The organism is Nocardiopsis kunsanensis DSM 44524, from assembly GCF_000340965.1.
Lineage (GTDB): Bacteria > Actinomycetota > Actinomycetes > Streptosporangiales > Streptosporangiaceae > Nocardiopsis > Nocardiopsis kunsanensis.
The window spans coordinates 1-20,809 of sequence record NZ_ANAY01000050.1 but is presented as its reverse complement, the minus strand read 5'-3'; the positions used below and the strand labels follow the sequence as shown (position 1 = coordinate 20,809).

Sequence of the window (20,809 nt, the reverse complement as noted above, 5' to 3'; positions counted from 1 at the left end):
GTCCTCCCGTGGGCGAGGAGCGAGGACCGGGGAAGGGGACGAGGACTGAGGAGGACACGCCGCAGGCCGGTCAGGCGACGAACAGACCCACGACCGAACCCAACAGCCCCAGCAGCAGGCACACGCCCAGACCGGCCGCCAGGACCGGCAGGGACGGGCGCAGACCGGAGAGCGCCGTCTGCCCGTCGGCCGCTGCCTGACGGCGCGCCACGACCGGGAGCAGGGCGATGTTGACCGCGTAGACGATCGCGACCACACACGTGGCCGTGACGAAGGCCGTCCCGAACGCGGCACCGGTCGCCAGAGCATTGGTGGCCGCCAGACTCGGCAGCGACACCAACAGCACGATCGACGCACAGCCGAAGGCCAGCCGCGCCCGCGGCGAGGCTCCACGTGCGCTCCCGGAGGCGACCAGGAGGAGACCGATGAGGGCAGCCATGATGATGGCGCCCCCGATTCCGAACACGGCGATGTTGACCAGCGAATTCACGTTGATCATTGTCGCACTGGTCCCGGCGTGCCCGGTTCGGGGTCCCGGCGGGCACCGCCGAACGGGGGAGTCCGGGCCCGCGGGCCGCGTGGCCGTGCCGCGCACGGGAACGGTCAGCCGAGGTGCTCCACGCGGGAACCGGAGGAACCCTTGTGGACCCGCAGCTGCGAGGTCACCCGGTCGCGCAGGTCGGCCACGTGACTGACCACACCGACCGCGCGGCCGCCGTCGCGCAGCCCGTCCAGCACCTCGAGGACCTCCTCCAGAGTGTCCTCGTCCAGAGTCCCGAACCCCTCGTCCACGAACAGGGTGTCGATGTCTGCGCCGCCGGCCTCCGCCCCCGCCACGTCGCCCAGCCCCAGAGCCAGAGCCAGGGAACTGAAGAAACTCTCCCCGCCCGAGAGCGTCGCCGGATCGCGCTCCACCCCGGTCCAGGCGTCCAACACTCGCATACCCAGGCCCCCGGCGGAACGGGCACGTCCGTCCCCCGCGGCCTTGTCGACCGTGTACCGCAGCTCGTAGCGCCCGTCCGACATCGTCGCCAACCGGTCGTTGGCGGCAGCCACCACCTGCTCCAGACGTGCAGCCAGAACGTAGGCCGACAACCGCACGTGGTCCTCGTTGTCGGCGGCCGTCCCCGAAGTCAGCGCGCGCATGTTATCGGCGACCGCGTACCGGTGCAGGACCGGCTCCGACCCGGCCAGGCACGCGTCCAGCTCCACCCGGAGCTCGGCCAACCGCCGGGCGCGGTCCCGCAACCCGCCGCGCCAGGCCACCGCATCGTCCGCGGCCCGTCCGGCACGGGCAGCCGCATCCGCCAACGCCTCGAGGTCGGGGACGGGGCCGGCCCCGGTGAGCTCGGGATCGTTCAACACGGCACGGACGGCGGCCACCTCGTCGTCGTGGGACCGGGCGCGTTCACGCAGGACATGCCGCTCGCTGTCGGACAGCGCCGCCGCCCGCACCTGCTCCTCGGTCGCCCCCGGCCCGCCGGGGCCGACGGCTCCGTGCCAGGCCTCCGCCTGCCCGGCACCATCGGCGAACAGGTCCACCTCGGCCAACCGGTGCACGACCTCCGCCTCGGCATCGCGCAGCTCCTCCGCCGCACGGTCCCGGGACGTGGCCGCATCGGCCGCCGCGCCCAGCCGGTCCGCCTCCGAGAGCATCCGCTCCGCACGGGCCTCGATCGTCGGGTCATCACCCCGCGCGGTGTCCAGCACCCTGGTCAGGCGTTCCTGCTCGGCCACGGCACCCTCGCGCGCGCCGACCACCTCCGATTCACGGCGCGCCGACGCGCTCTCACGCTCACGGGCCCGTTCCAGGTCGGCCACGGCCCTCTCCAACGCCTCCTCCGACCGCTGCACGGTGTCGGCGGCCGCACGCGCCTCCGACAGCTCCCACGTGCGGGCCTCCACCTCCGCCCGCGCCTCGGCGCTCCCGCGCCCCTCGGCCCGCTCGGCGGCGGCCGTACACCGCTCCTGCAGCAGGACCACGGCGTTCTCTGCCTCGCTCCGGCGACCGGCGGCGGCATCGGCGGCGGCGTTCGCGGACTCCTCCTCCTCGGCCGAGACCACACTCTCGGCCCCGGCCGCCGCGGGCGAAGGATGTTCCGCCGATCCACACACCGTGCACGGCTCCCCCTCCCGCAGACCGGCCGCGAGCTCGGCCGCCATGTGCCCGATCCGCCGCTCCCGCAGCCTCTGCGCACGGTCGCGGGCCTCCTGCGCGGCGTCCACGGCCACGCGCCTGCGCTCCTCGGCCCCGGCCAGCTCGTCGGACAGCCGCTCCTGCTCCCGGGCCGCGGACAACCGGGCCTGCGCCGCGTCCCGCGCCGCCTCGGCCCCCTCCGCGCGGGCGGAACGGTCCCGGGCCTCGGCGAGTTCGCGCGTGAGGGTCTCCACCCGGGACGGGAGCGCGGAGAGCTGCTCCCGGACGCTCTCCAGGTCCCGGGCCAGACGCAGCAGCTCCGAGTCGTAGCCGGCCACCTCACGGTCCCGGTCCCGCAGCCGCTCGACGTCCCCGCGGAGGAACCCCAGACGTGCGTACTCGTCCCGGCGTTCCTGCTCGGCCGAACGCAGCGCCTTCTGCGGAGGCGGCGCTCCGGCGTCGGGCCATGCACCGTCGGCCGGCCCGCTCAGGGCAGCACGGTCCAGGCCCGGGAGCCCGTCCACCAGGGACAGCCACTCGGCCAGATCGGCTTCGGCCTTCTCGGCCGTGGCGCGCCGCTGGTCACGCGCGTGCAGGGCCGGAAGCACCGTCCCGGCCCGCTCGTCCGCGGCCAATCGCGCCCCGGTCGAGGCCCGTTCGCCCGCGTGCTCGCGCAGCTCCGCCTCCCGGCGCCGCGCCGTGGCCAGACGGTCGTGCCGATCACGCACGGCCCGCCCGTGCTCCAGGTCCGCACGTGCCTGTTCGCGCTCCTGGACGACCTGTGCGGTCACCGTTTCGGCGTCATGTGCGGTCGCGGCCGCCACCGACGCCGCCTCCGCGGCCCACGGCGACAGTTCGGAAGGTTCCTGCGGTGCTTCGGACCGTGCTGCCTCGGCCAGGCGCCCCGCGGCGTCGCGCACACGCTCCTCGGCCGTTTCCACCTCCCGCCGCACCTTGGCGGCGTGGCCACGGAACCAGTCCTCCACGTCCCGGAACACCCGGGTGTTGAAGATCCGCTCCAACGACTCACGCCGTTCCTCCGACCGGGCCCGCAGGAACCGCGCAAAGTCCCCCTGCGGCAACATCGCCACCTGACAGAACTGCTCCAGGGTCAGCCCCACGAGGTCGCCGACGAACTGTCCGGCCTCGTCCGGGCGGGTGGTGACACCCACCCAGGAACCCTCGACCCGCTCGGTCACCACCACCTTGGAGTTCTCGACCCTGGTGCCCCGACCACGCTTCTTGGGCCGTTCCCACCGGGGTCTGCGGGCGATGTGCAGACGCCGCCCGCCGCAGGTGAACTCCAACGTCACCTCGGGCTCGCGCTGCAACGGGGCGTGGTCGCTCTTGGGGGAGCGGTCGTTGTGCCGCGCGCCCGGGACCCGCCCGTACAAGGCGAAACAGACCGCGTCCAGGATCGAGGTCTTGCCGGCGCCGGTCGGGCCGTGCACCAGGAACAGGCCGCCTGCGGTGAGACGGTCGAAATCCACGTGCTCCTGCCCGGCGAAGGGGCCGAAGGCCCGCACGGTGAGGGTGTGCAGTCGCATCAGCGGGCCCCTTCCTGGAGGCGGACCTCCTCGACGGCGGTGTCCACGAGCGCGCGTTCCTCCTCGGATACGGGTGCGCCCCGCGCCCACTCCACGAAGTCGGCGACCACCGCCCGTTCGTCGCGCCCGGTGATTCTCGCGGTGACGGGACGGTGCTCGGGCGCGCCGCCCTCGGGGGCGAAGTCGAGCACGAGAGCGTGGGGGAACCGTTCGCGCAGCCGGTCCATGGGCTGTGCCGGTCGGCGCGGATCGGTCAGGGTGATCTGCAGCCAGTGGTCGGTGAAGCGCTCCTGGTCCGGGTCGCTCAACAGGTCGTCGATACGTCCCCGGATCCGGGCCAGGGGGCGGGGCACCGGAGCGCGCACGAACTCGGCCCCGGCCAGGCCGGAGGCGTCCAGGTCCACGATCCAGTACCCCTTGACCTGGTGTTCCTCGGAGAAGGAGTAGGCCAGCGGGCTGCCGGAGTAGCGGACCGCCCCGCTCAGCGTCTGGCGTCCGTGCAAGTGTCCCAGCGCGGCGTAGTCCACCCCGTCGTAGAGCGAACGGGGCACGTGGCTCGCGCCGCCCACCGAGATGTCGCGCTCGCTGTCGCAGGGTTCGCCGCCGGTCACGAACGCGTGGGAGAGCACGACCGACCGGGCCCCGGGGCGCTGCGCCAGGTCAGCGCGCACGAGCTCCATGGCGTGGCCCAGGGCCGCCGGGTGCCCGCGCTCGGACAGCCCCCAGTGGTGGCGGGCGATCTCCGGTTCGAGGTAGGGGATGCCGTAGAAGGCGACGGGCCCGTGCTCGTCGTCGATGACCACGGGGCTGCCCACACCCTCCATCGAGCTGCGCATGTGTATCCCGGAGGCGTCGATGAGGTCCGTGGCGAAGGACATGCGTGCCATCGAGTCGTGGTTGCCGCTGATGAGGACCGCGCGCGCCCCGGTGGCGTGGATGCGGGCCAGGGTGCGGTCGAACAGGCGGACCGCGTCGACCGGTGGCAGGGCACGGTCGTAGAGGTCGCCGGCGACCACGACCACGTCCACGGCCTCGGAGCGGATGGTCTCGACCAGGTGGTCCAGGACGCGGCCCTGTGCGTCGAGGAGGTTCTCCCGGTGGAAGGAACGGCCCAGGTGCCAGTCGGATGTGTGCAGCAGGCGCATGGGAGTGGACATTACCGAAATCGGGGCCGGGGCGTGCGGCTGTCGCGGGAACCTGTGGACGACCGTGGCCGCCGCGGACCCGGGCCGCAGCCCCGGCCACGGCGTCAGTTCTTGCGCGCCAGCGTCAACCCGTCACCGATCGGCAGCAGCACCTGTGTGACACGGTCGTCGGACATGAGTCGGTCGTTGAAGTCCCGGATGCCCTGTACGTGCGGTTCGGTGTTGTTGCTGTCGACCACCCGGCCGTGGGAGAGGGTGTTGTCGGCGAGCAGCAGCCCGCCCGGGCGCATGCGCGGCACGAGCTCCTCCCAGTAGTCGAGGTAGCCGGTCTTGTCGGCGTCCAGGAAAGCGATGTCGAACTGCTCCTGCTCGGGCAGGGCGCGCAGCGTCTCCAGGGCCGGGCCGATGCGCAGGTCGATGCGGTCGGCGACCCCGGCGCGTTCCCAGTAGCGGCGGGCCACCGAGGTCCACTCCTCGCTGGTGTCCAGCGCCAGTAGACGGCCGTCCTCGGGCAGTCCGCGGGCGAAGCAGAGGGCGGAGTAACCGGTGAAGGTCCCGATCTCCACTGCGTCGCGGGCACCCTGGATGCGGGTGAGCAGGGTGGTGAGAGCGCCCTGCTCGGTGCCGATCTGCATGCCCTTCTGGTCGGGGTACAGGCGTGCGGTCTCCTCGGCGAGCTCGGCCAGCACCGGGTCCACGGGGTCGGTGTGGTCGGTGATGTAGGCCTGGAGCTCGGGAGAGACGGTTTCCGTGGTTCGAGTCACGGTCGCCACACTAGCCAACTCCCCTCCCGACAGAGGGCAGGCCTGCCCAGCCATGTGAGGGGCTGGATCCCAGGCCACCTGCACGGTGCACGTGTGCTGGGGCCGGGTGCCGGTGCTCAAGTGTGGTCGGGGAGGATCTCCGGCCAGTCGAACAGGTACACCGAACCGAGGACCACGGCGACGGTGAGCAGCGGTGTGACCACCTTCTTCTCGAAGGGGCCGTCGGTGGCGAAACCCCCCTGGCCGACGCGTTTGCGGTAGAGGGGCCAGAAGATCGGCACACCCATCTTGGTCGCCATGTCGCCGAAGAAGTGCAGGATCACACCGAAGGCGACCGCCATGCCCAACCAGCTGTAGTCGGTGCCCGTCGCGTACAGCGTCAATGTGATCGCCGCCGTCCCCAAGGCGTTGATGATCCCCGACGCCGCCCGGTTCTTGTCCAGGCCGAAACCCAGGCCCTGGAGCGCGATACCGACGAGCAGGAACACGAAGATCTGCACCGCCAGGTCCGACCACAACGCCAGCAGCGTCACCAGAGTGCCCATGAGAGCGGCGAAGAAGAACGAGTGGGTCCCCATGCGGTGCCCGCCGAACAGGAAGTTCAGCATGTCGCTGAGTATCTCGGTGACCTTGCCGTAGGTCTTGGTCACCGTGGCGCTGCGGTGGTCGACGTCGGGCAGCAGTGCTGCCCCCGCGCACACCAAGGAGCCGGCGATGATCTCGCCCGGCCCCAACTCGAAGGTGACTCCGAAGATCTCCCGGTCCTGAACGGCGGCGGCCACGGCCATTCCGCCCACCACGCCACTGAGTGCGTGCGAGTGCCCCATCATGTCCGAAAACCGTAGCGGAGTATCCCAAGGGCAGCGAATCCGGGGGGATTGCGGACGCCAAATCCTCCCCGAGAGCCCCGGAAGACCCGCCATCAGCGCGATCGGGACGCGAATCCGTACCGATGTCACGGCGCCCGCCGAAGATCGTTGACCCTGTTCGGTCGGCGTTGGTAAACAACCAACAACCCCCAGCGGTGGCCCTGGCCACCGACCCCACGAACCTCGACAGGGGCCGCTCATGAAAAGCCAGTACCCTCCCGCCGGCACCCTTCCCGGACGCGCCGCAGCAGCGGGGGCCGCACTGCTCCTCGTCGGCGGCACGACCGTGGCACCGGCCGCGGCCGACGACGGCGGTACCGAAACCCTGACCGTGGCCATGGCCCAGCAGGTCGATTCCTTCAACCCCTTCACCGCCCAGCTCGCGGTGACCACCAACATCCTCCGCCACGTCTACGACTCGCTGGTCACAGTCGACCCCGAGACCAACGAGCCGGCGCCCTCCCTGGCCGAGGACTGGGAAGCCTCCGACGACGGCCTCCACTGGACCTTCAACCTGCGTGACGACGCCTACTTCAGCGACGGCGAACAGCTCACCGCCGACGACGTGGCCTGGACCCTGACCACGATCATGGAGAACGAGGACGCCGCGATCGCCTCGGGCAACTACGTGGCCGGGTTCGAGGAAGTCACCGCCGAGGACGACCACACCGTCGTCATCGACCTGGAAGAGCCCCAGGCCACCATGACCGCCCTGAACGTTCCGATCGTGCCCCGACACGTGTGGGAACCGATCATGGAGGAGCAGGGCGAGGCCTTCTCCGACTACAGCAACGAGGAGTTCCCGACCGTCGGCAGCGGCCCGTTCGTGCTCACCGAACACGAGCGCGGGCAACAGATCCGCCTGGAGGCCAACCCCGACCACTGGCGAGGAGCTCCCGGCTTCGACGAGCTGGTCTTCCGCTACTACACGGAGAAGGACGCCGCGGTCGAGGCCCTGCGCAGCGGCGAGGTCTCCTTCGTCTACGAACTGACCGACGCCCAGGTCACCTCCCTGGAGGGCGTGGAGGACGTGGCCGTCAACATCGCCGACGGCAAACGCTTCCAGGCCTTCACCATCAACCCCGGAGCCGAGACCCGCGACGGCGAGGAGTTCGGCGACGGCCACCCGGCCCTGTCCGACCGCACCCTCAGGCAGGCCATCGTCAAGGCCGTCGACAACGACGAGATCGTCGAACAGGGCGCCAACGGCCAGGCCGTGGCCGCGGGCGGCTACATCCCGCCCCGCTACGAAGACTTCCACTGGTCACCCGAAGGCGAGGAGGCCTTCCTCGACTTCGACCCCGAGGCCGCCAACGAGATGCTCGACGAGGCCGGCTACGAGAGGGGCGAGGACGGGGTGCGCACCTCGCCCGACGGCGACCGCCTCGAACTGCGCATGCACGTCCACTCCGACCGGCCGGACAACGTCCAGGCCGGCCAGGTGATGGAGGAACGCCTCGCCGACATCGGGATCGAGGTCGACAACCGGACCGTCGACCCCGGCATCCTCAGCGACGCCCTCTACGACGCCGAGTACGACCTCATCTTCACCGGGTGGACGGTCAACCCCGACCCCGACTACGTGTTCAGCATCCACACCTGCGACGGGCTGCCCACCGAACCGGGCACGATGCAGGGCGACGCCTACTTCTGCAACGAGGAGTACGACGATCTCTACGAGGCCCAGCTCGCCGAGCACGAGGACCGGGAACAGCGTGCAGAGTACATCCACCGGATGCAGCAGATCCTCTACGAGGAGGCCGTGGTCAACGTCCTGACCTACCCCAACATCATGGAGGCATACCGCACCGACCAGATCGCCGACATCCAGTTCGAGCCGGCCGAGGGCGGCAACATCTGGGGCCAGGACGGCTACTGGGCCTGGTGGTCGGCCGAACCCGCGGACGTCCAGGCCGGTGCGGGCGGCGGACTCTCCACCGGTGCGCTCGTCGGAACGGGAGCGGCCGTACTGCTGCTCGTGGCCGGAGGCGCCTACTTCCTGATCCGCCGGCGCGCCACCGTGGAGGACCGCGAGTGACCACCACCTCCACCGCGACCGGCGGACCGGCCGGGGCGCCCGCCGAGGACGCCCCGGCCGGGGACGGCGGGCGAGCACGCAGGGTGGCCCTGTACGTGCTGGGGCGCCTGACCACCGCCGTGGTTTCCCTCGGGGCCGTCATCGTCGCCGGGTTCTTCCTGTTCCGGATCCTGCCCGGCGACCCCGTACGCGCCATGACCGAGGGACGGGAGGTCAGCATCGAACAGGAGGCGGAACTGCGTAGCCAGTTCGGCCTCGACCAGCCCCTGTGGGCCCAGTTCTTCGACTACGCCGGCGGCCTGCTGCGTCTGGACCTGGGTGTGTCCTTCCAGTACCGCGAGCCGGTCACGGAACTCATCCTGGAACGCCTGGGTCCCACCCTGCTGCTGGCCGGCACGGGCACGGTCGTGGCCGCCCTGCTGGGCCTCCTCCTCGGGGCACGGGCCGGATGGCGCCCCGGAGGCCGCGGCGACCGCGCCAACACCGCCGTGGCACTGTTCTTCTGGTCGGTGCCCACGTTCTGGCTGGGGCTGCTGCTCATCGTCCTGCTGGCCTCCGGGCGCGGTTTCCTCCCGGGCCTCTTCCCGACCAGCGGCATGGTCGCCCCCGACGCCACCGGGCTGGAAACGGTCACGAGCACCGCCCGCCACATGGTGCTGCCCGTGGTCACGATGGTCGCGGTGATCTACGCGCAGTACCTGATGATCATGCGCTCCTCCCTCATCGACGAGAAAGGCGCCGACTACCTCACCACCGCCCGGGCCAAGGGGCTGCGCGACGGCCTCGTACGAAGGCGCCACGCGGTGCCCAACGCGCTGCTGCCCACGGTCACGCTCATCTTCCTCAACCTGGGCCAGGTGGTCTCCGGGGTCATCCTCGTCGAGACGGTCTTCTCCTGGCCCGGGCTGGGGCACCTGTTCTACTCGGGCCTGAACGTGCCCGACCTGGGACTGGTCCAAGGGCTGTTCGTGCTGTTCGCGGCCTCGGTGATCCTCATGAACCTGCTGGCGGACCTGGTGTATCCGCTGCTCGACCCCAGGGTGCGCCCATGACCGACCTCGATCCGCGACCCGCCCCCGAGGCCGCAGCGCCCACGCCCTCGCCCCGTGCGCTGGCCCGGAGGCGCCGCCGGCGTGCCCTGGGCAGGTTCGCCCGCTCCTACGCCCGCAACCGCGCCGGCATGACCGGCCTGATCTCGCTGCTGCTCATCGCGACCGCGGCGCTGACCGCTCCGCTCTTCGTCGACCAGGCCCACCTGACCGTCACCGGAGCTCCCGGACAGTCCTACGCACCACCGAGCCCCGAGTACCCGCTGGGGACCGACAACTTCGGCCGTTCGGTGCTCGACCTCATCATCTGGGGCGCACGTGTGTCCCTGGTGGTGGGTCTGCTCGCCACCGTCGTCTCGGTCTCCCTGGGCACCCTCATCGGTGTCACCGCCGGTCATTTCGGCACCTCAGGAGGGCTCGGCGGGCGCATCACCTCCACGGTGCTCATGCGTATCACCGACTGGTTCCTCGTACTGCCCACACTGGTGCTGGCCGTGGCCCTCGCGGCGGTCCTGCCCGGAGGCACAGGCACGGTCATCGCCGCGATCGGCCTGACGGTGTGGCCGCCCACCGCCCGGCTGGTACGCGCCCAGACCTTGGCGGTGGAGGCCCGCCCCTACGTCGAGCGGGCGCGTGCTCTGGGCGGCAGCCACGCCCACGTCATGCTCTGGCACGTGCTGCCCAACGTCATGCCGGTGGTACTGGCCCAGACGACACTGCTGGTGGCCACCTCGATCATCGCCGAGTCCACACTGGCCTTCCTGGGCATGGGCGACCCCACCACGATCTCCTGGGGCGGCATCCTCGAGGCGGCCCGGACCGCGGGTGCCGTCAGCGCCGGGATCTGGTGGTACATGATCCCGCCCGGCCTGGCCATCGCCGTGGTCGCGCTGTCCTTCACCCTGTGCGGGCGCGCACTCGAGTCCGTCATCAATCCCCGGCTCAGGGAGAACAGTTGACCTCGCTCCTCGACGTCCAGGACCTGCACGTGACCTACCGGACCGAGAGCGGGCCCGTGCCCGCGGTCCGCGGCGTCGACCTGTCACTGGGACCAGGCGACACCCTCGGACTCGCGGGTGAGTCCGGCAGCGGGAAATCGACCGTCGCACTGGCACTGCTGCGGCTCCTGCCCGCCACCGCGAGCACCGAGGGCACGATCCTGCTGGAGGGCGAGGACGTGCTGGGTATGCGCTGGGGCAGGCTGCGGGCGGTGCGCTGGGTCGGGGCCTCGGTCATCTTCCAGGGCGCCATGCACTCACTCAACCCGGTGCGCCGTGTCGGTGAGCAGATCGCCGAACCCATGGAGATCCACGGAACCGCCGAAGGCCCTGCCGCCGAGGAACGGGTGACCGACCTGCTCCGCCAGGTCGGGCTGCCGCCCTCCCGGGCCGGCGACTACCCCCACCAACTCTCCGGAGGCCAGCGCCAGCGCGTCATGATCGCCATGGCCCTGGCCTGCGAACCCCGCCTGATCATCGCCGACGAGGCCACCACCGCCCTGGACGTGATGATCCAGGCCCAGATCCTGGACCTGCTGCGTTCCCTGGTGGCCGACCACGGCATCGGCATGCTCATGATCAGCCACGACCTGTCGGTGCTGGCCCACACCTGCGACCGTGTCGGCATCATGTACGCCGGACGGGTCGTGGAGGAGGGCCCGGCCGCGCAGGTCGTGCACGAACCCGCCCACCCCTACGCCGAAGCCCTGAGCTCGGCCTTCCCCACGGTCGGCGACCCGGCCTCGCGCCTGGCACCGCGGGGCCTGCCCGGCGACCCGCCCGACCCCGCCGACCCCTTCACGGGCTGCGTGTTCCGTCCACGCTGCCCGGTCACCGAAGAAGTGTGCGCCACCCTGGACCCGCCCCTGTGGCCCGTCCGCCCCGACGAGAACGGGGACTCCGACCGCCACGCGGCGTGTGTGCACGTGGGGCCGGACCGCCCCCTGTCCACCGCGGGTGAGACCAAGTCCTGACGCCCCGCCCCGAGGAGACACACGTGAGTTCGACCGAGACCGACCCGCCGGTGTCGTCGGAGCCCGACGGCACCGATCCGGTGTCCACACCCCTGCTCAGCGCGGAGAGGGTCGGAGTGGCTTTCTCCGCGGGTTTCGCGCCCGGCGGCACCTCGGGCACCGCGCGCGCCGTGGACGGCGTCGACCTCCACGTGGGCCGCGGGGAGATCATCGCGCTGGTCGGCGAGTCCGGCTGCGGGAAGACCACGCTGGCGCGGGTACTGCTGGGGTTGGAACGGCCCACCGAGGGCCGTGTGGTCTTCGAGGGCGACGCGCTCGGATACCGTTCCCGCGACCTCAAGCGGTACCGGCGCCGCGTCCAACTCGTGCAGCAGGACCCGACCGGCTCCCTCAACCCGCGCCGCTCCGTCTACGAGTCGGTGGCCGAAGGGTTGCGTGTGCACCGGGGGACCACCGTCGACGAGGCCGAGCGTGTGGGGGAGGCCCTGGCCCGTGCGGGCCTGCGCCCGGCCGACCGGTTCTTCGCGCGGTATCCCCACGAACTCTCCGGAGGCCAGCGCCAGCGTGTGGTCATCGCCGGAGCGCTGGTCCTGGAACCGGAGATCCTGGTGGCCGACGAGCCGGTGGCCTCCCTGGACGCGTCGGTGCGCGGGGAGATCCTGCGCCTGCTGCTGGAGTTGCGCCAGGAGTTGGGTCTGTCCGCCCTGGTGGCCACCCACGACCTCGGTCTGGCCTGGAACATCGCCGACCGGGTCGCGGTCATGTACCTGGGCCGGGTCGTGGAGCTGGGTTCGGTGGAGGAGGTGCTCTCCGAGCCCGCCCATCCCTACACCCGCGCCCTGCTGTCGGTCCTGCCCGACGCGGCTTCGGAGGAGGGGCCGGTCGTGCTCAGCGGAGAACCGCCGGACCCCAAACGCGTGCCCGGGGGCTGCCGTTTCCACCCGCGCTGCCCGATCCTGGCATCCGGCGAGGCCGAACGGGCCGGGGTCGCCGAACGTTGCCGGACCGAGGACCCGTTGATCCTCCCGGGCGGCGACGAGCGCCGGGTCGCCTGCCATTGGGCGGCAGCCGATGCGGAGGGGCGGTTGCCCGCCGCAGGCCCCTGATGTGGACCGCGGGGCGCCCCGGCCGTGGTCCGGGCGCCCCGGCACACCCCCGGCCCTTTATGTGATTCTCTTCACACAATGTGCTGCACGGCGTGAGCGCCCAAGGTGTCCTGACGCGGCGTGTCGCATCAACCATGTCCGACAAAGCACGATCCAGTGCGACACTTCGTGCTGATTCCACTCATCGCGCACGTTCGCCGTGTTCGTCTCCTGGGCAGTACATGGAAGGCCACCCCATGTGGTGATCGCGATGGGAGCGACCGATGGTCCGAACCGTGTCCACGGACGACGTCCACCAGCACATCAGCGGGGTCTGCTTCAAGACCGGCCCTCCCGGAAAGGTCGGGGCCGAGTCGGAATGGCTGGTCACCGACCCCGCCGACCCCACCGAACCCGTCGATCTCGACCGCCTCCGCGCTCTGTTGGAGGGCGGCGGCCCCCCGCCCGCGGGCAGTGGGCTCACCTTCGAACCCGGCGGACAGCTCGAACTGAGCTCTCCCGCCCTTCCCGGCCCGGCACGAGCACACGAAGCACTCGCCACCGACCTCGACCACGTCGACAAACTCCTCGCGGAGGAGGGCCTTCAAGTCATCGGAAGCGCCGTCGACCCCACACGCGCCCCGGTCCGGCAACTGCACACACCCAGATACACCGCCATGGAGCGTTTCTTCGACCACCACCTCCACGCGAGCGGACCGGTCATGATGTGCAGCACCGCCTCGATCCAGGTGTGCCTGGACACCGGCGCCGACCACGACGACCTCACCGAACGCTGGCAGTTCCTGCACCGACTCGGCCCCGTCCTGATCGCCGCCTTCGCCAACTCCCCCGTCTGGCGCGGCCGCCGAACCGGCTGGAAATCCACCCGCTGGGCCGTCTGGGCCGCCATGGACAGCACCCGCACCCGCCCGGTGCCCGACGGCGCCGCCGCCGACCCCGTCACCGCCTGGACCGATTACGCCCTGGCCGCGAACGTCATGGCCCTGCCCGCCGAACCCGGTGGAGAGGACGAGTGGATCGCCGCACCCGGATTCACCCTCGCCGAGTGGATCGACGGCGCCGGCCCGCGCCCCCTCACGCTCACCGACCTCGACTTCCACCTGAGCACCCTCTTTCCTCCCGTGCGCCCCCGCGGCTGGTGGGAACTGCGCATGATCGACACCGTGCCCTGGCAGTGGTGGCCCGTTCCCATCGCCCTGGTGGCCGCCCTCACCGACGAACCCGGTGCACGCGCGGTCGCCGAAGAAGCCACCCGACGCCTCAGCCGCGGCCCCGCCCCGACCCCCGACCTGTGGCTGCGCTCGGCCCGCCCCGGGCTGGAGGACCCCGACCTGGCCGCCTGCGCACGCGTGTGCTTCGACGCGGCCGCAGAGGCCCTGCCGGGCATGGACTCGGCTGCTCTGGCAGACCTCGTCGACGACTACGCGGACCAGTACGTCCGGCGCGGGCTCAGCCCCGCCGACACCTGGCCGCACGTGCCCCGGCCGCGAACGGCGCCCGCCCGTGGGCGACCGCTGAACCACTCCGCAGTGAGGGGAGGAACAGGGTGAACCAGGAACGCGCCAAGGAACGCATCGCCACCGAACTGGACCGCAGCCGCCACCGCAGCAACGGACTCACGCTCGACGCCCTGGACGACGAGGGCCTGCACGCCCAGCACTCACCGCTGATGTCACCTCTGGTCTGGGACCTGGCACACGTCGGCAACTACGAGGAGCAGTGGCTACTGCGCGCCGCAGGCGGCAGGCAGGCCCTGCGCCCCGACATCGACGGGCTCTACGACGCCTTCGAGAACCCGCGCTCCGAACGGGTCTCCCTACCCCTGCTCGACCCCGTCGAGGCCTACCGGTACAACGCCCGCGTACGCCGTGAGGTCCTCGACGTGCTCTCCGGCGCCGAGCTGGGAACCGCCGAGGAGACCGGGGACGAACGGTCCCTGCTCGCCGACGGGTTCGTCTTCCACATGGTCATCCAGCACGAGCACATGCACGACGAGACCATGCTCTCCACCCACCAGCTCCGGCGCGGCGCCCCGGTGCTGCTCGAACCGGCACGGGGCGTGCGCTCGCTCAAACCCCCCGTGCACGAGGAGGTCTACGTCCCGCCGGGCAGCTTCACCATGGGCACCGACGACGACCCGTGGTCCTTCGACAACGAACGCCCCGCCCGCGAGATCCACCTGGACGGCTACTGGATCGACACCCGGCCCGTCACCAACGCCGCCTACATGGACTTCATCGACGACGGCGGGTACGAGAACCGCCGCTGGTGGAGCAAGGAGGGCTGGAAGTGGCGCACCGGGAAGAAGGCGTTCGCGCCCGCGTTCTGGACCCGTGAGGCCCAAGGATGGTCGCGGCGCCGCTTCGGCCGCCAAGAGATCGTCCCGCCCGACGAACCCGTCCAGCACGTGTCCTTCCACGAGGCCCAGGCCTACGCCGCCTGGGCCGGCAAGCGCCTGCCCAGCGAGGCCGAATGGGAGAAGGCCGCACGTTGGGACCCGGTCGCCGGCACCTCACACCGTTACCCGTGGGGCGATGAGGAACCCGGCCCCCGCCACGCCAACCTCGGTCAGCGCGCCCTCGGACCGGGACCCGCCGGACGCCACCCGGAAGGGACCTCACCCCTGGGAGTGCAGCAGCTCATCGGCGACGTGTGGGAATGGACCTCCACGACCTTCCACGGATACCCGGGGTTCGATGCCTTCCCGTACCGCGAGTACTCCGAGGTCTTCTTCGACGACGGCTACAAGGTCCTCCGGGGCGGCTCCTGGGCCACACACCCCACCGCGGTGCGGTCCACGTTCCGCAACTGGGACCACCCGGTCCGGCGGCAGATCTTCAGCGGCTTCCGCTGCGCACGGAACGCCGACGAGACCTGATGTGCCGCCACCTCGCCTACCTGGGGCCGCCGCGTACACTGCACGAACTGCTGTACGCGGCGCCCCACTCGCTGCACGTCCAGTCGTGGGCACCGCGTGCCCAACGCCACGGCACCGTCAACGCCGACGGGTTCGGGGCGGGCTGGTACCCCGGGCCCGCCGCGCCGGAACGGGGGGAGGGGATCACCCCGGAGCCGGAGAGCCCACCGGAGCCGCTGCGCTACCGGCGGGCCATGCCCATGTGGGGTGACGCCTCCTTCGCCGACGCCGCCCACGCGATCACCTCCGGATGCGTGGTCGCGGCGGTGCGGGACGCCACCCTCGGGTTCGGTTCGGAGGAGTCCGGGGCCCAGCCCTTCCGCGCCGACACCCTGCTGTTCAGCCACAACGGAGCGGTCAAGGACGACGGTGCCCTCGTCGACGCCTTCGCCGCGCCCCCGCCCGAAGGGGTCCTGGACGCCCGCGCGCCCGTCGACTCCGCGCCCCTGTTCGCGCACACCGTGCGCACCTGGCGGAGCTCCGGCGACCTGCCGGGCGCCCTGGCCACCGTGGTCCGCCAGGCACGGGAGCGTTCCGAGGGCCGCTACAACCTGCTCGCCTCCGACGGCCGCACCCTGGCCGCGACCGCCGCGGGCGACACCCTGTACACCCGCGACGAGCCCGGGGGCGGGGTCTTCGTGGCATCCGAACCCTTCGACGACACGAGCGGCTGGCGCGAAGTGCCCGACGGCTCCCTCGTCGTGGCCACCCGGGACGGAACCCGGATCCACCCCATCGGCTGATCCGCCCCTCCAGCACCGGCGCCCGACCTACGGAGGCACCATGTTCCGCATCGACCGCAACCTGACCGCCGACGACCTCGGCAAGGCCCTGCGCAGGGACGTGGCCGAGGGACTCACCTCCCGGCCCAAACAACTCCCGCCCAAGTGGTTCTACGACGCCCGAGGCAGTGCCCTGTTCGAGGAGATCACCCGCCTGCCCGAGTACTATCCGACCCGCGCCGAGAAGGAGATCCTCGGCCGCCACGTCGACGAGATCGCCGCGGCGGCCGACGCCTCGGCCCTCATCGAGCTCGGATCGGGGTCTGGGCTCAAGACCCGGTTGCTGCTGCAGGCCCTGGAACGGCACGGGGAACTCACCCGCTTCGTCCCTGTCGACGTCAGCGGGGAATTCCTGGCCGAGTCCGCCGGCGCACTGGCCGAGGACTGGCCCCGCACGGACGTGCACGCCGTGGTCGGCGACTTCGAGGAACACCTCGGGCTCCTGCCGGTCCCGGAGGGCGGCGGACGCCGGCTCCTGGCCGTCCTGGGATCCACCATCGGCAACCAGGTCCCCGAACGCCGCGCTGCGTTCCTGCGTGACGTCCACGGGGTGCTCGAAACCGGGGACCGGCTCCTGCTCGGTGTCGACCTGGTCAAGGACCCCGACCGCCTCGTTGCCGCCTACGACGACGCCCAGGGGGTCACCGCCGCCTTCGACCGCAACGTCCTGACCGTCATCAACCGGGAGCTGGGAGCCGACTTCGACCCGAGCGCGTTCGACCACTCGGCCCGGTGGAACGGCGAACAGGAATGGATCGAGATGCGCCTGCGCTCACGCCGCGACCAGACGGTGCGCGTGGGCGGCCTCGACCTGTCGGTGGACTTCGCTGAGGGAGAGGAGATGCTCACCGAGATCTCCGCGAAGTTCCGGCGCGAAGGGCTCTCCCAGGAGCTCGAAGCGGCCGGCTTCACCCCCGAACACTGGTGGACCGACCCCGACGGCGACTTCGCCCTCGTACTGGCGATCCGCTGAGCCGCGCCCCCGGGCCCGACCAGGACCGGGTCCCGGGGCAGGCACACCCCTCGCTCCGGCAGGCGGGCCCGTGCGGAACGGGCCCGCTGCGGGCCCTCCGAGCGCACCGGTGCCGTGGACCGCCCGTGAGCAGGACGACGCCGGTTCCTGTGCGGCCGCGGCCCCCACCTCCGTTACGGTTGGATCCGTGTTCAAGGTAGGAGTTTTCGGCGCCGACGGGCGCATGGGGTCAGAGGTCGTCGCGGCAGTTCAGGCCGCCGACGACATGGAACTCGTCGCGGGTGTGGACGCCACCGACGACCGGGAAGCGGTACGGGGGGCCGACTACGTCGTCGACTTCACCCACCCCGACGCGGTGATGGACAACCTGGAGTGGCTCATCGACCACGGGATCCACGCCGTCGTGGGCACCAGCGGCTTCGACGAGGACCGCCTGGAGCGGGTCCGCGCGATGCAGGCCGCAAAACCCGGCGCGAAGGTGCTCATCGCCCCGAACTTCGGCATCGCCGCGGTGCTGATGATGCACTTCGCGCAGAAGGCGGCGCCCTACTTCGACAGCACCGAGATCATCGAGCTGCACCACCCCAACAAGGCCGACGCCCCCAGCGGCACCGCCTACCGCACCGCGGAGCTGATCTCCCAGGCCCGGCACGAGGCCGGCACCGGCCCGATGCCCGACGCCACCACCTCCGAGATCCCCGGCGCCCGCGGCGCCGACGTGGACGGCGTGCGGGTGCACTCGCTGCGCCTGGCCGGGCTCATCGCCCACCAGGAGATCGTGTTCGGAACCTCCGGCGAGAGTTTCAAGATCCGCCACGACTCGATGAACCGGGCCTCCTTCATGCCCGGTGTGCTCCTGGGCGTGCGCCGCGTCGCGGACCTGACCGAACCGCTCACCCTCGGCCTGGAGTCCCTGCTCGGCCTCGATTGACGTCCTCCCGTCGTGCACAACGGGACTTCCGACCCGCCCTGACGGGCGGGTGGTGCGCGCGCCTCGCGGCGCGGGCCGGTTCCTGTGTGGCGACGGCCCCTCCACAGGGCCCGGTCCCCCGAACGGAACAGGGACCGAAGCCACGGCCCCGGGCCCGTACCGGACGGACCCGGGGCCTTCTCACGCGCTGCGCCGACAGGTGAGGAAGACCTGCGTCTCGGGCGGCGCCCCCTCGCCCGGTTCGTACGAGACGACCCGCTCGTCCTCGACGACCAGACCGGCCTCCTCGACCACCGTGCGCAGCTCCGCACGCCCGTAACCCGTGACCCGCACCCGTGCTCCCACGAAGGGGATCGGGACGTCGTCGGCCTCCGCCTCGACCATCGACAGGCACAGCACCCCGCCGGGCACGAGCGCCGCGCGGATCAGCCCGAGCGCGGTGGGGATCTGAGCCCTGGGCAGGCACAGCAGCGAGAAGAACGCCACGACCGCGTCGTAACGGCGTTCGTCCGGATCCAGGTCCATGATGTCGGCCCGCACGAACTCGGCCTCGGGGACATGGGTGCGGGCGAGCTCGATCATGTGCGGAGAGATCTCGTGCCCCCTCACCCGCGCCCCGGCACGGACCAGCTGACGGGCGGTGGGCAGGCCGGTACCCGAACCGAGGTCGAGCACGTGGCTGCCTGCGGGAAGCAGCTCGATCAGCCGCCGGGTGTGCTGCTCCTGGCCCTCCTTGTGGGGGAAGGCCTCGTCGTAGCGTTCCCCGATGATGTCGAAGGCCTCGGCCTGGGAGCGGGAACGTTCGGCCCAGGCCTCGGTCCCGGGGGACGGGGGCGGGCCGCTGTGGTCGGTGGTCACGCTCGTGTCGTTCCTTCCCGATCGGTAGGAGGGGGAGATCACACTAGAGCCTGTGATGCCGTCGGGGCAGGGGTGCGGCTCAGCCGAACACCGGCCGTCCGTCCTCCAGGTAGACCGGACCGCGGCCGGGGACGACCTCCAGGGCCGCGGCCATACGGCGGGCGGTGTGGGGCGGCAGCAGGTCGTGGAGGTGTCCCGGCGCCACCCACGCCCACTCGGTCAACTCCTCCGCGGGCAGGCGGACAGCTGACTCCTCGGGCGCGGCCACGTGGAAGAGCCACTGGACCGCGGCCGTACGCGGGGACCGCGCCGGAACCCAGTCGACCACCGCGGGCCCCAACACGCGGGCCCGCACGTCGAGCTCCTCGTACAGTTCACGGCGGCACGCGGCCAACGGGGACTCACCGGCCTCGATGATGCCGCCCGGAACACCCCAGCCGCGGGAACCGTAGGCGCGCCGCACCAGCATCACCCCGCCGCGTCCCGAACGGATCACCGCGCCCGCGGCACCCCGCGTGGTCGGCAGGGAAGCGTAGAAGGCCGCCGCCTCGGCGTCGTCGGAGAAATCCTGGTCCTGTTCACCCACACGACGTGTCTATCCCAGCAACAGGGCCACGGAGAAGAGCACGCCGAAAGCCATCTGCAGCTTTCCGGTCTCGCCCAGGCCGCGGACCAGGTCGCGGCCGACCTGCCCGCCCAGGACACGCCGCACAGGACGTACCGCCAACGGCACCGACAGCAGCACCAGAGGAACCCACCACGAGAAGGGCGTGAGCGCCAACGCGAACACGTAGGAGGCCACGACCGCCCCCGTGTACAGGCGACGGGTCCCGGCCTCGCCCAGGCGCACCGCCAGCGTGATCTTGCCGGTCTCCTGGTCGGTGGGGATGTCGCGCAGATTGTTGATGACCAGTACCGAGCAGGACAGCAGCCCGATCGGGACCGACGCCACCCACGTCTGCCAGGGTGCCGACCCCAGTTGGACGAAGACCGTTCCGACCACGGCCACCACACCGAAGAACACGAACACCGACACCTCGCCCAGGCCCCGGTACCCGTAGGGGGAGTTCCCACCGGTGTAGTACCAGGCGGCAGCGATCGCGGCCGCTCCGAGGAGCAACAGCCACCACGAGGAGGCGGCCACCACCACCAGGCCGACCACACCCGCGACCGCGAAGCTCCCCAGAGCCGCCGCCAGTACGTGCTCGGGCCGGGCCAGACCGGTCGCGGTCAGGCGGGTGGGGCCGGTGCGTTCCTCGGTGTCGGTGCCTTTGATCCCGTCGCTGTAGTCGTTGGCGAAATTCACACCGACCTGCAGGGAGAGCGAGACCACCAGGGCTGCCAGCGCTTTCCACCAGACGAACCCGTCCAGGGAGAAGGCCAGGGCCGTCCCGGCCGCCACCGGGACGACCGAGTTCGGCAGTGTGCGGGGGCGCATCCCCGAGACCCATTCTCCGACCGTGGCCACGCTCAGGACTCCTTGCACATGCGACGAAGCGCCCCGCTGCGCGAGAACAGGCGCGTTCGGACGGGACGCGTGGGACAACCCCCTCACGTTAGTGCGTCCGGTGAGCGGAGCCGACGCGGGCCGGGCCGGACACGTGCCCGGCCCGGCCGAGGACGAACAGCATCCACCCAGCCGTGCCCCGAGGCACACCAGGACCTAGTAGTACTTTGTTAACTCGTGTCGGGGGTGCTGCTGTGCAAGCGGTTGGTGACAG

The 20,809-nt window shown here is 71.4% G+C and carries 18 protein-coding genes; 10 read left to right on the top strand and 8 right to left on the bottom strand.

Going from position 1 to position 20,809, the window contains the following annotated elements; all coding sequences use genetic code 11:
* Positions 1–70 precede the first annotated feature (70 nt).
* From D456_RS0122395 to D456_RS0122375, 5 genes are all read right to left on the bottom strand, one after another.
* Entirely contained in the window at positions 71–499 is a 429-nt protein-coding gene (locus D456_RS0122395) for a hypothetical protein (RefSeq protein ID WP_017578416.1), read from the bottom strand.
* Between the two features lie 104 nt (positions 500–603).
* On the bottom strand, positions 604–3,684 hold the full coding sequence (locus D456_RS0122390) for an AAA family ATPase (RefSeq protein WP_017578415.1): 3,081 nt from the start codon (positions 3,682–3,684) through the stop codon (positions 604–606).
* Positions 3,684–4,841: an exonuclease SbcCD subunit D gene (locus D456_RS0122385; RefSeq protein ID WP_017578414.1), complete on the bottom strand. Its 1,158-nt coding sequence runs from the start codon at positions 4,839–4,841 to the stop codon at positions 3,684–3,686. Before D456_RS0122385 ends, D456_RS0122390 begins: the two co-directional genes overlap by 1 nt.
* A 92-nt stretch (positions 4,842–4,933) precedes the next feature.
* On the bottom strand, positions 4,934–5,593 hold the full coding sequence (locus D456_RS0122380) for an O-methyltransferase (RefSeq protein ID WP_026116136.1): 660 nt from the start codon (positions 5,591–5,593) through the stop codon (positions 4,934–4,936).
* A gap of 116 nt (positions 5,594–5,709) precedes the next feature.
* Positions 5,710–6,423 carry a metal-dependent hydrolase gene (locus D456_RS0122375; RefSeq protein WP_083904668.1) on the bottom strand — a complete coding sequence of 238 codons (714 nt, stop codon included), beginning with the start codon at positions 6,421–6,423 and terminating at the stop codon, positions 5,710–5,712.
* A gap of 238 nt (positions 6,424–6,661) precedes the next feature.
* Here D456_RS0122375 and D456_RS0122370 point away from each other — a divergent pair, with 238 nt between their 5' ends.
* The 10 genes from D456_RS0122370 (at position 6,662) to dapB (ending at position 18,230) form a co-directional block, all read left to right on the top strand.
* Positions 6,662–8,500: an ABC transporter substrate-binding protein gene (locus D456_RS0122370; RefSeq protein WP_017578411.1), complete on the top strand. Its 1,839-nt coding sequence runs from the start codon at positions 6,662–6,664 to the stop codon at positions 8,498–8,500.
* The gene (locus D456_RS0122365) at positions 8,497–9,552 is read left to right on the top strand and encodes an ABC transporter permease (protein WP_017578410.1); all 1,056 of its coding nucleotides are present in this window, start codon (positions 8,497–8,499) and stop codon (positions 9,550–9,552) included. The genes D456_RS0122370 and D456_RS0122365 overlap by 4 nt, the downstream gene beginning before the upstream one ends.
* Positions 9,549–10,508 carry an ABC transporter permease gene (locus D456_RS0122360; RefSeq protein WP_017578409.1) on the top strand — a complete coding sequence of 320 codons (960 nt, stop codon included), beginning with the start codon at positions 9,549–9,551 and terminating at the stop codon, positions 10,506–10,508. The genes D456_RS0122365 and D456_RS0122360 overlap by 4 nt, the downstream gene beginning before the upstream one ends.
* Positions 10,505–11,521, top strand: coding sequence for an ABC transporter ATP-binding protein (locus tag D456_RS0122355; RefSeq protein ID WP_017578408.1), 1,017 nt, complete (start codon positions 10,505–10,507; stop codon positions 11,519–11,521). Before D456_RS0122360 ends, D456_RS0122355 begins: the two co-directional genes overlap by 4 nt.
* Before the next feature lie 23 nt (positions 11,522–11,544).
* Entirely contained in the window at positions 11,545–12,627 is a 1,083-nt protein-coding gene (locus D456_RS0122350; RefSeq protein ID WP_017578407.1) for an ABC transporter ATP-binding protein, read from the top strand.
* Between the two features lie 263 nt (positions 12,628–12,890).
* On the top strand, positions 12,891–14,177 hold the full coding sequence (gene egtA / locus D456_RS0122345; protein WP_017578406.1) for an ergothioneine biosynthesis glutamate--cysteine ligase EgtA: 1,287 nt from the start codon (positions 12,891–12,893) through the stop codon (positions 14,175–14,177).
* On the top strand, positions 14,174–15,505 hold the full coding sequence (gene egtB / locus D456_RS0122340; protein WP_017578405.1) for an ergothioneine biosynthesis protein EgtB: 1,332 nt from the start codon (positions 14,174–14,176) through the stop codon (positions 15,503–15,505). Before egtA ends, egtB begins: the two co-directional genes overlap by 4 nt.
* Positions 15,505–16,287 (top strand): ergothioneine biosynthesis protein EgtC, encoded by a 783-nt coding sequence (gene egtC / locus D456_RS0122335; RefSeq protein WP_017578404.1) that lies wholly within the window; start codon positions 15,505–15,507, stop codon positions 16,285–16,287. Before egtB ends, egtC begins: the two co-directional genes overlap by 1 nt.
* Positions 16,288–16,327: 40 nt before the next feature.
* The gene (egtD, locus tag D456_RS0122330) at positions 16,328–17,299 is read left to right on the top strand and encodes an L-histidine N(alpha)-methyltransferase (protein WP_017578403.1); all 972 of its coding nucleotides are present in this window, start codon (positions 16,328–16,330) and stop codon (positions 17,297–17,299) included.
* A gap of 187 nt (positions 17,300–17,486) precedes the next feature.
* Positions 17,487–18,230, top strand: coding sequence for a 4-hydroxy-tetrahydrodipicolinate reductase (gene dapB / locus D456_RS0122325; protein WP_083904669.1), 744 nt, complete (start codon positions 17,487–17,489; stop codon positions 18,228–18,230).
* A 180-nt stretch (positions 18,231–18,410) separates the two neighbouring features.
* Here dapB and D456_RS0122320 read toward each other — a convergent pair whose 3' ends face one another.
* The 3 genes from D456_RS0122320 to D456_RS0122310 all read right to left on the bottom strand — a co-directional run bounded on the left by D456_RS0122320 (position 18,411) and on the right by D456_RS0122310 (position 20,556).
* On the bottom strand, positions 18,411–19,088 hold the full coding sequence (locus tag D456_RS0122320; RefSeq protein WP_017578401.1) for a class I SAM-dependent DNA methyltransferase: 678 nt from the start codon (positions 19,086–19,088) through the stop codon (positions 18,411–18,413).
* Positions 19,089–19,167: 79 nt separating this feature from the next.
* Positions 19,168–19,674 (bottom strand): NUDIX domain-containing protein, encoded by a 507-nt coding sequence (locus D456_RS0122315; RefSeq protein WP_017578400.1) that lies wholly within the window; start codon positions 19,672–19,674, stop codon positions 19,168–19,170.
* Positions 19,675–19,683: 9 nt separating this feature from the next.
* Positions 19,684–20,556 carry a 1,4-dihydroxy-2-naphthoate polyprenyltransferase gene (locus D456_RS0122310; RefSeq protein WP_017578399.1) on the bottom strand — a complete coding sequence of 291 codons (873 nt, stop codon included), beginning with the start codon at positions 20,554–20,556 and terminating at the stop codon, positions 19,684–19,686.
* Between the last annotated feature and the right edge of the window lie 253 nt (positions 20,557–20,809).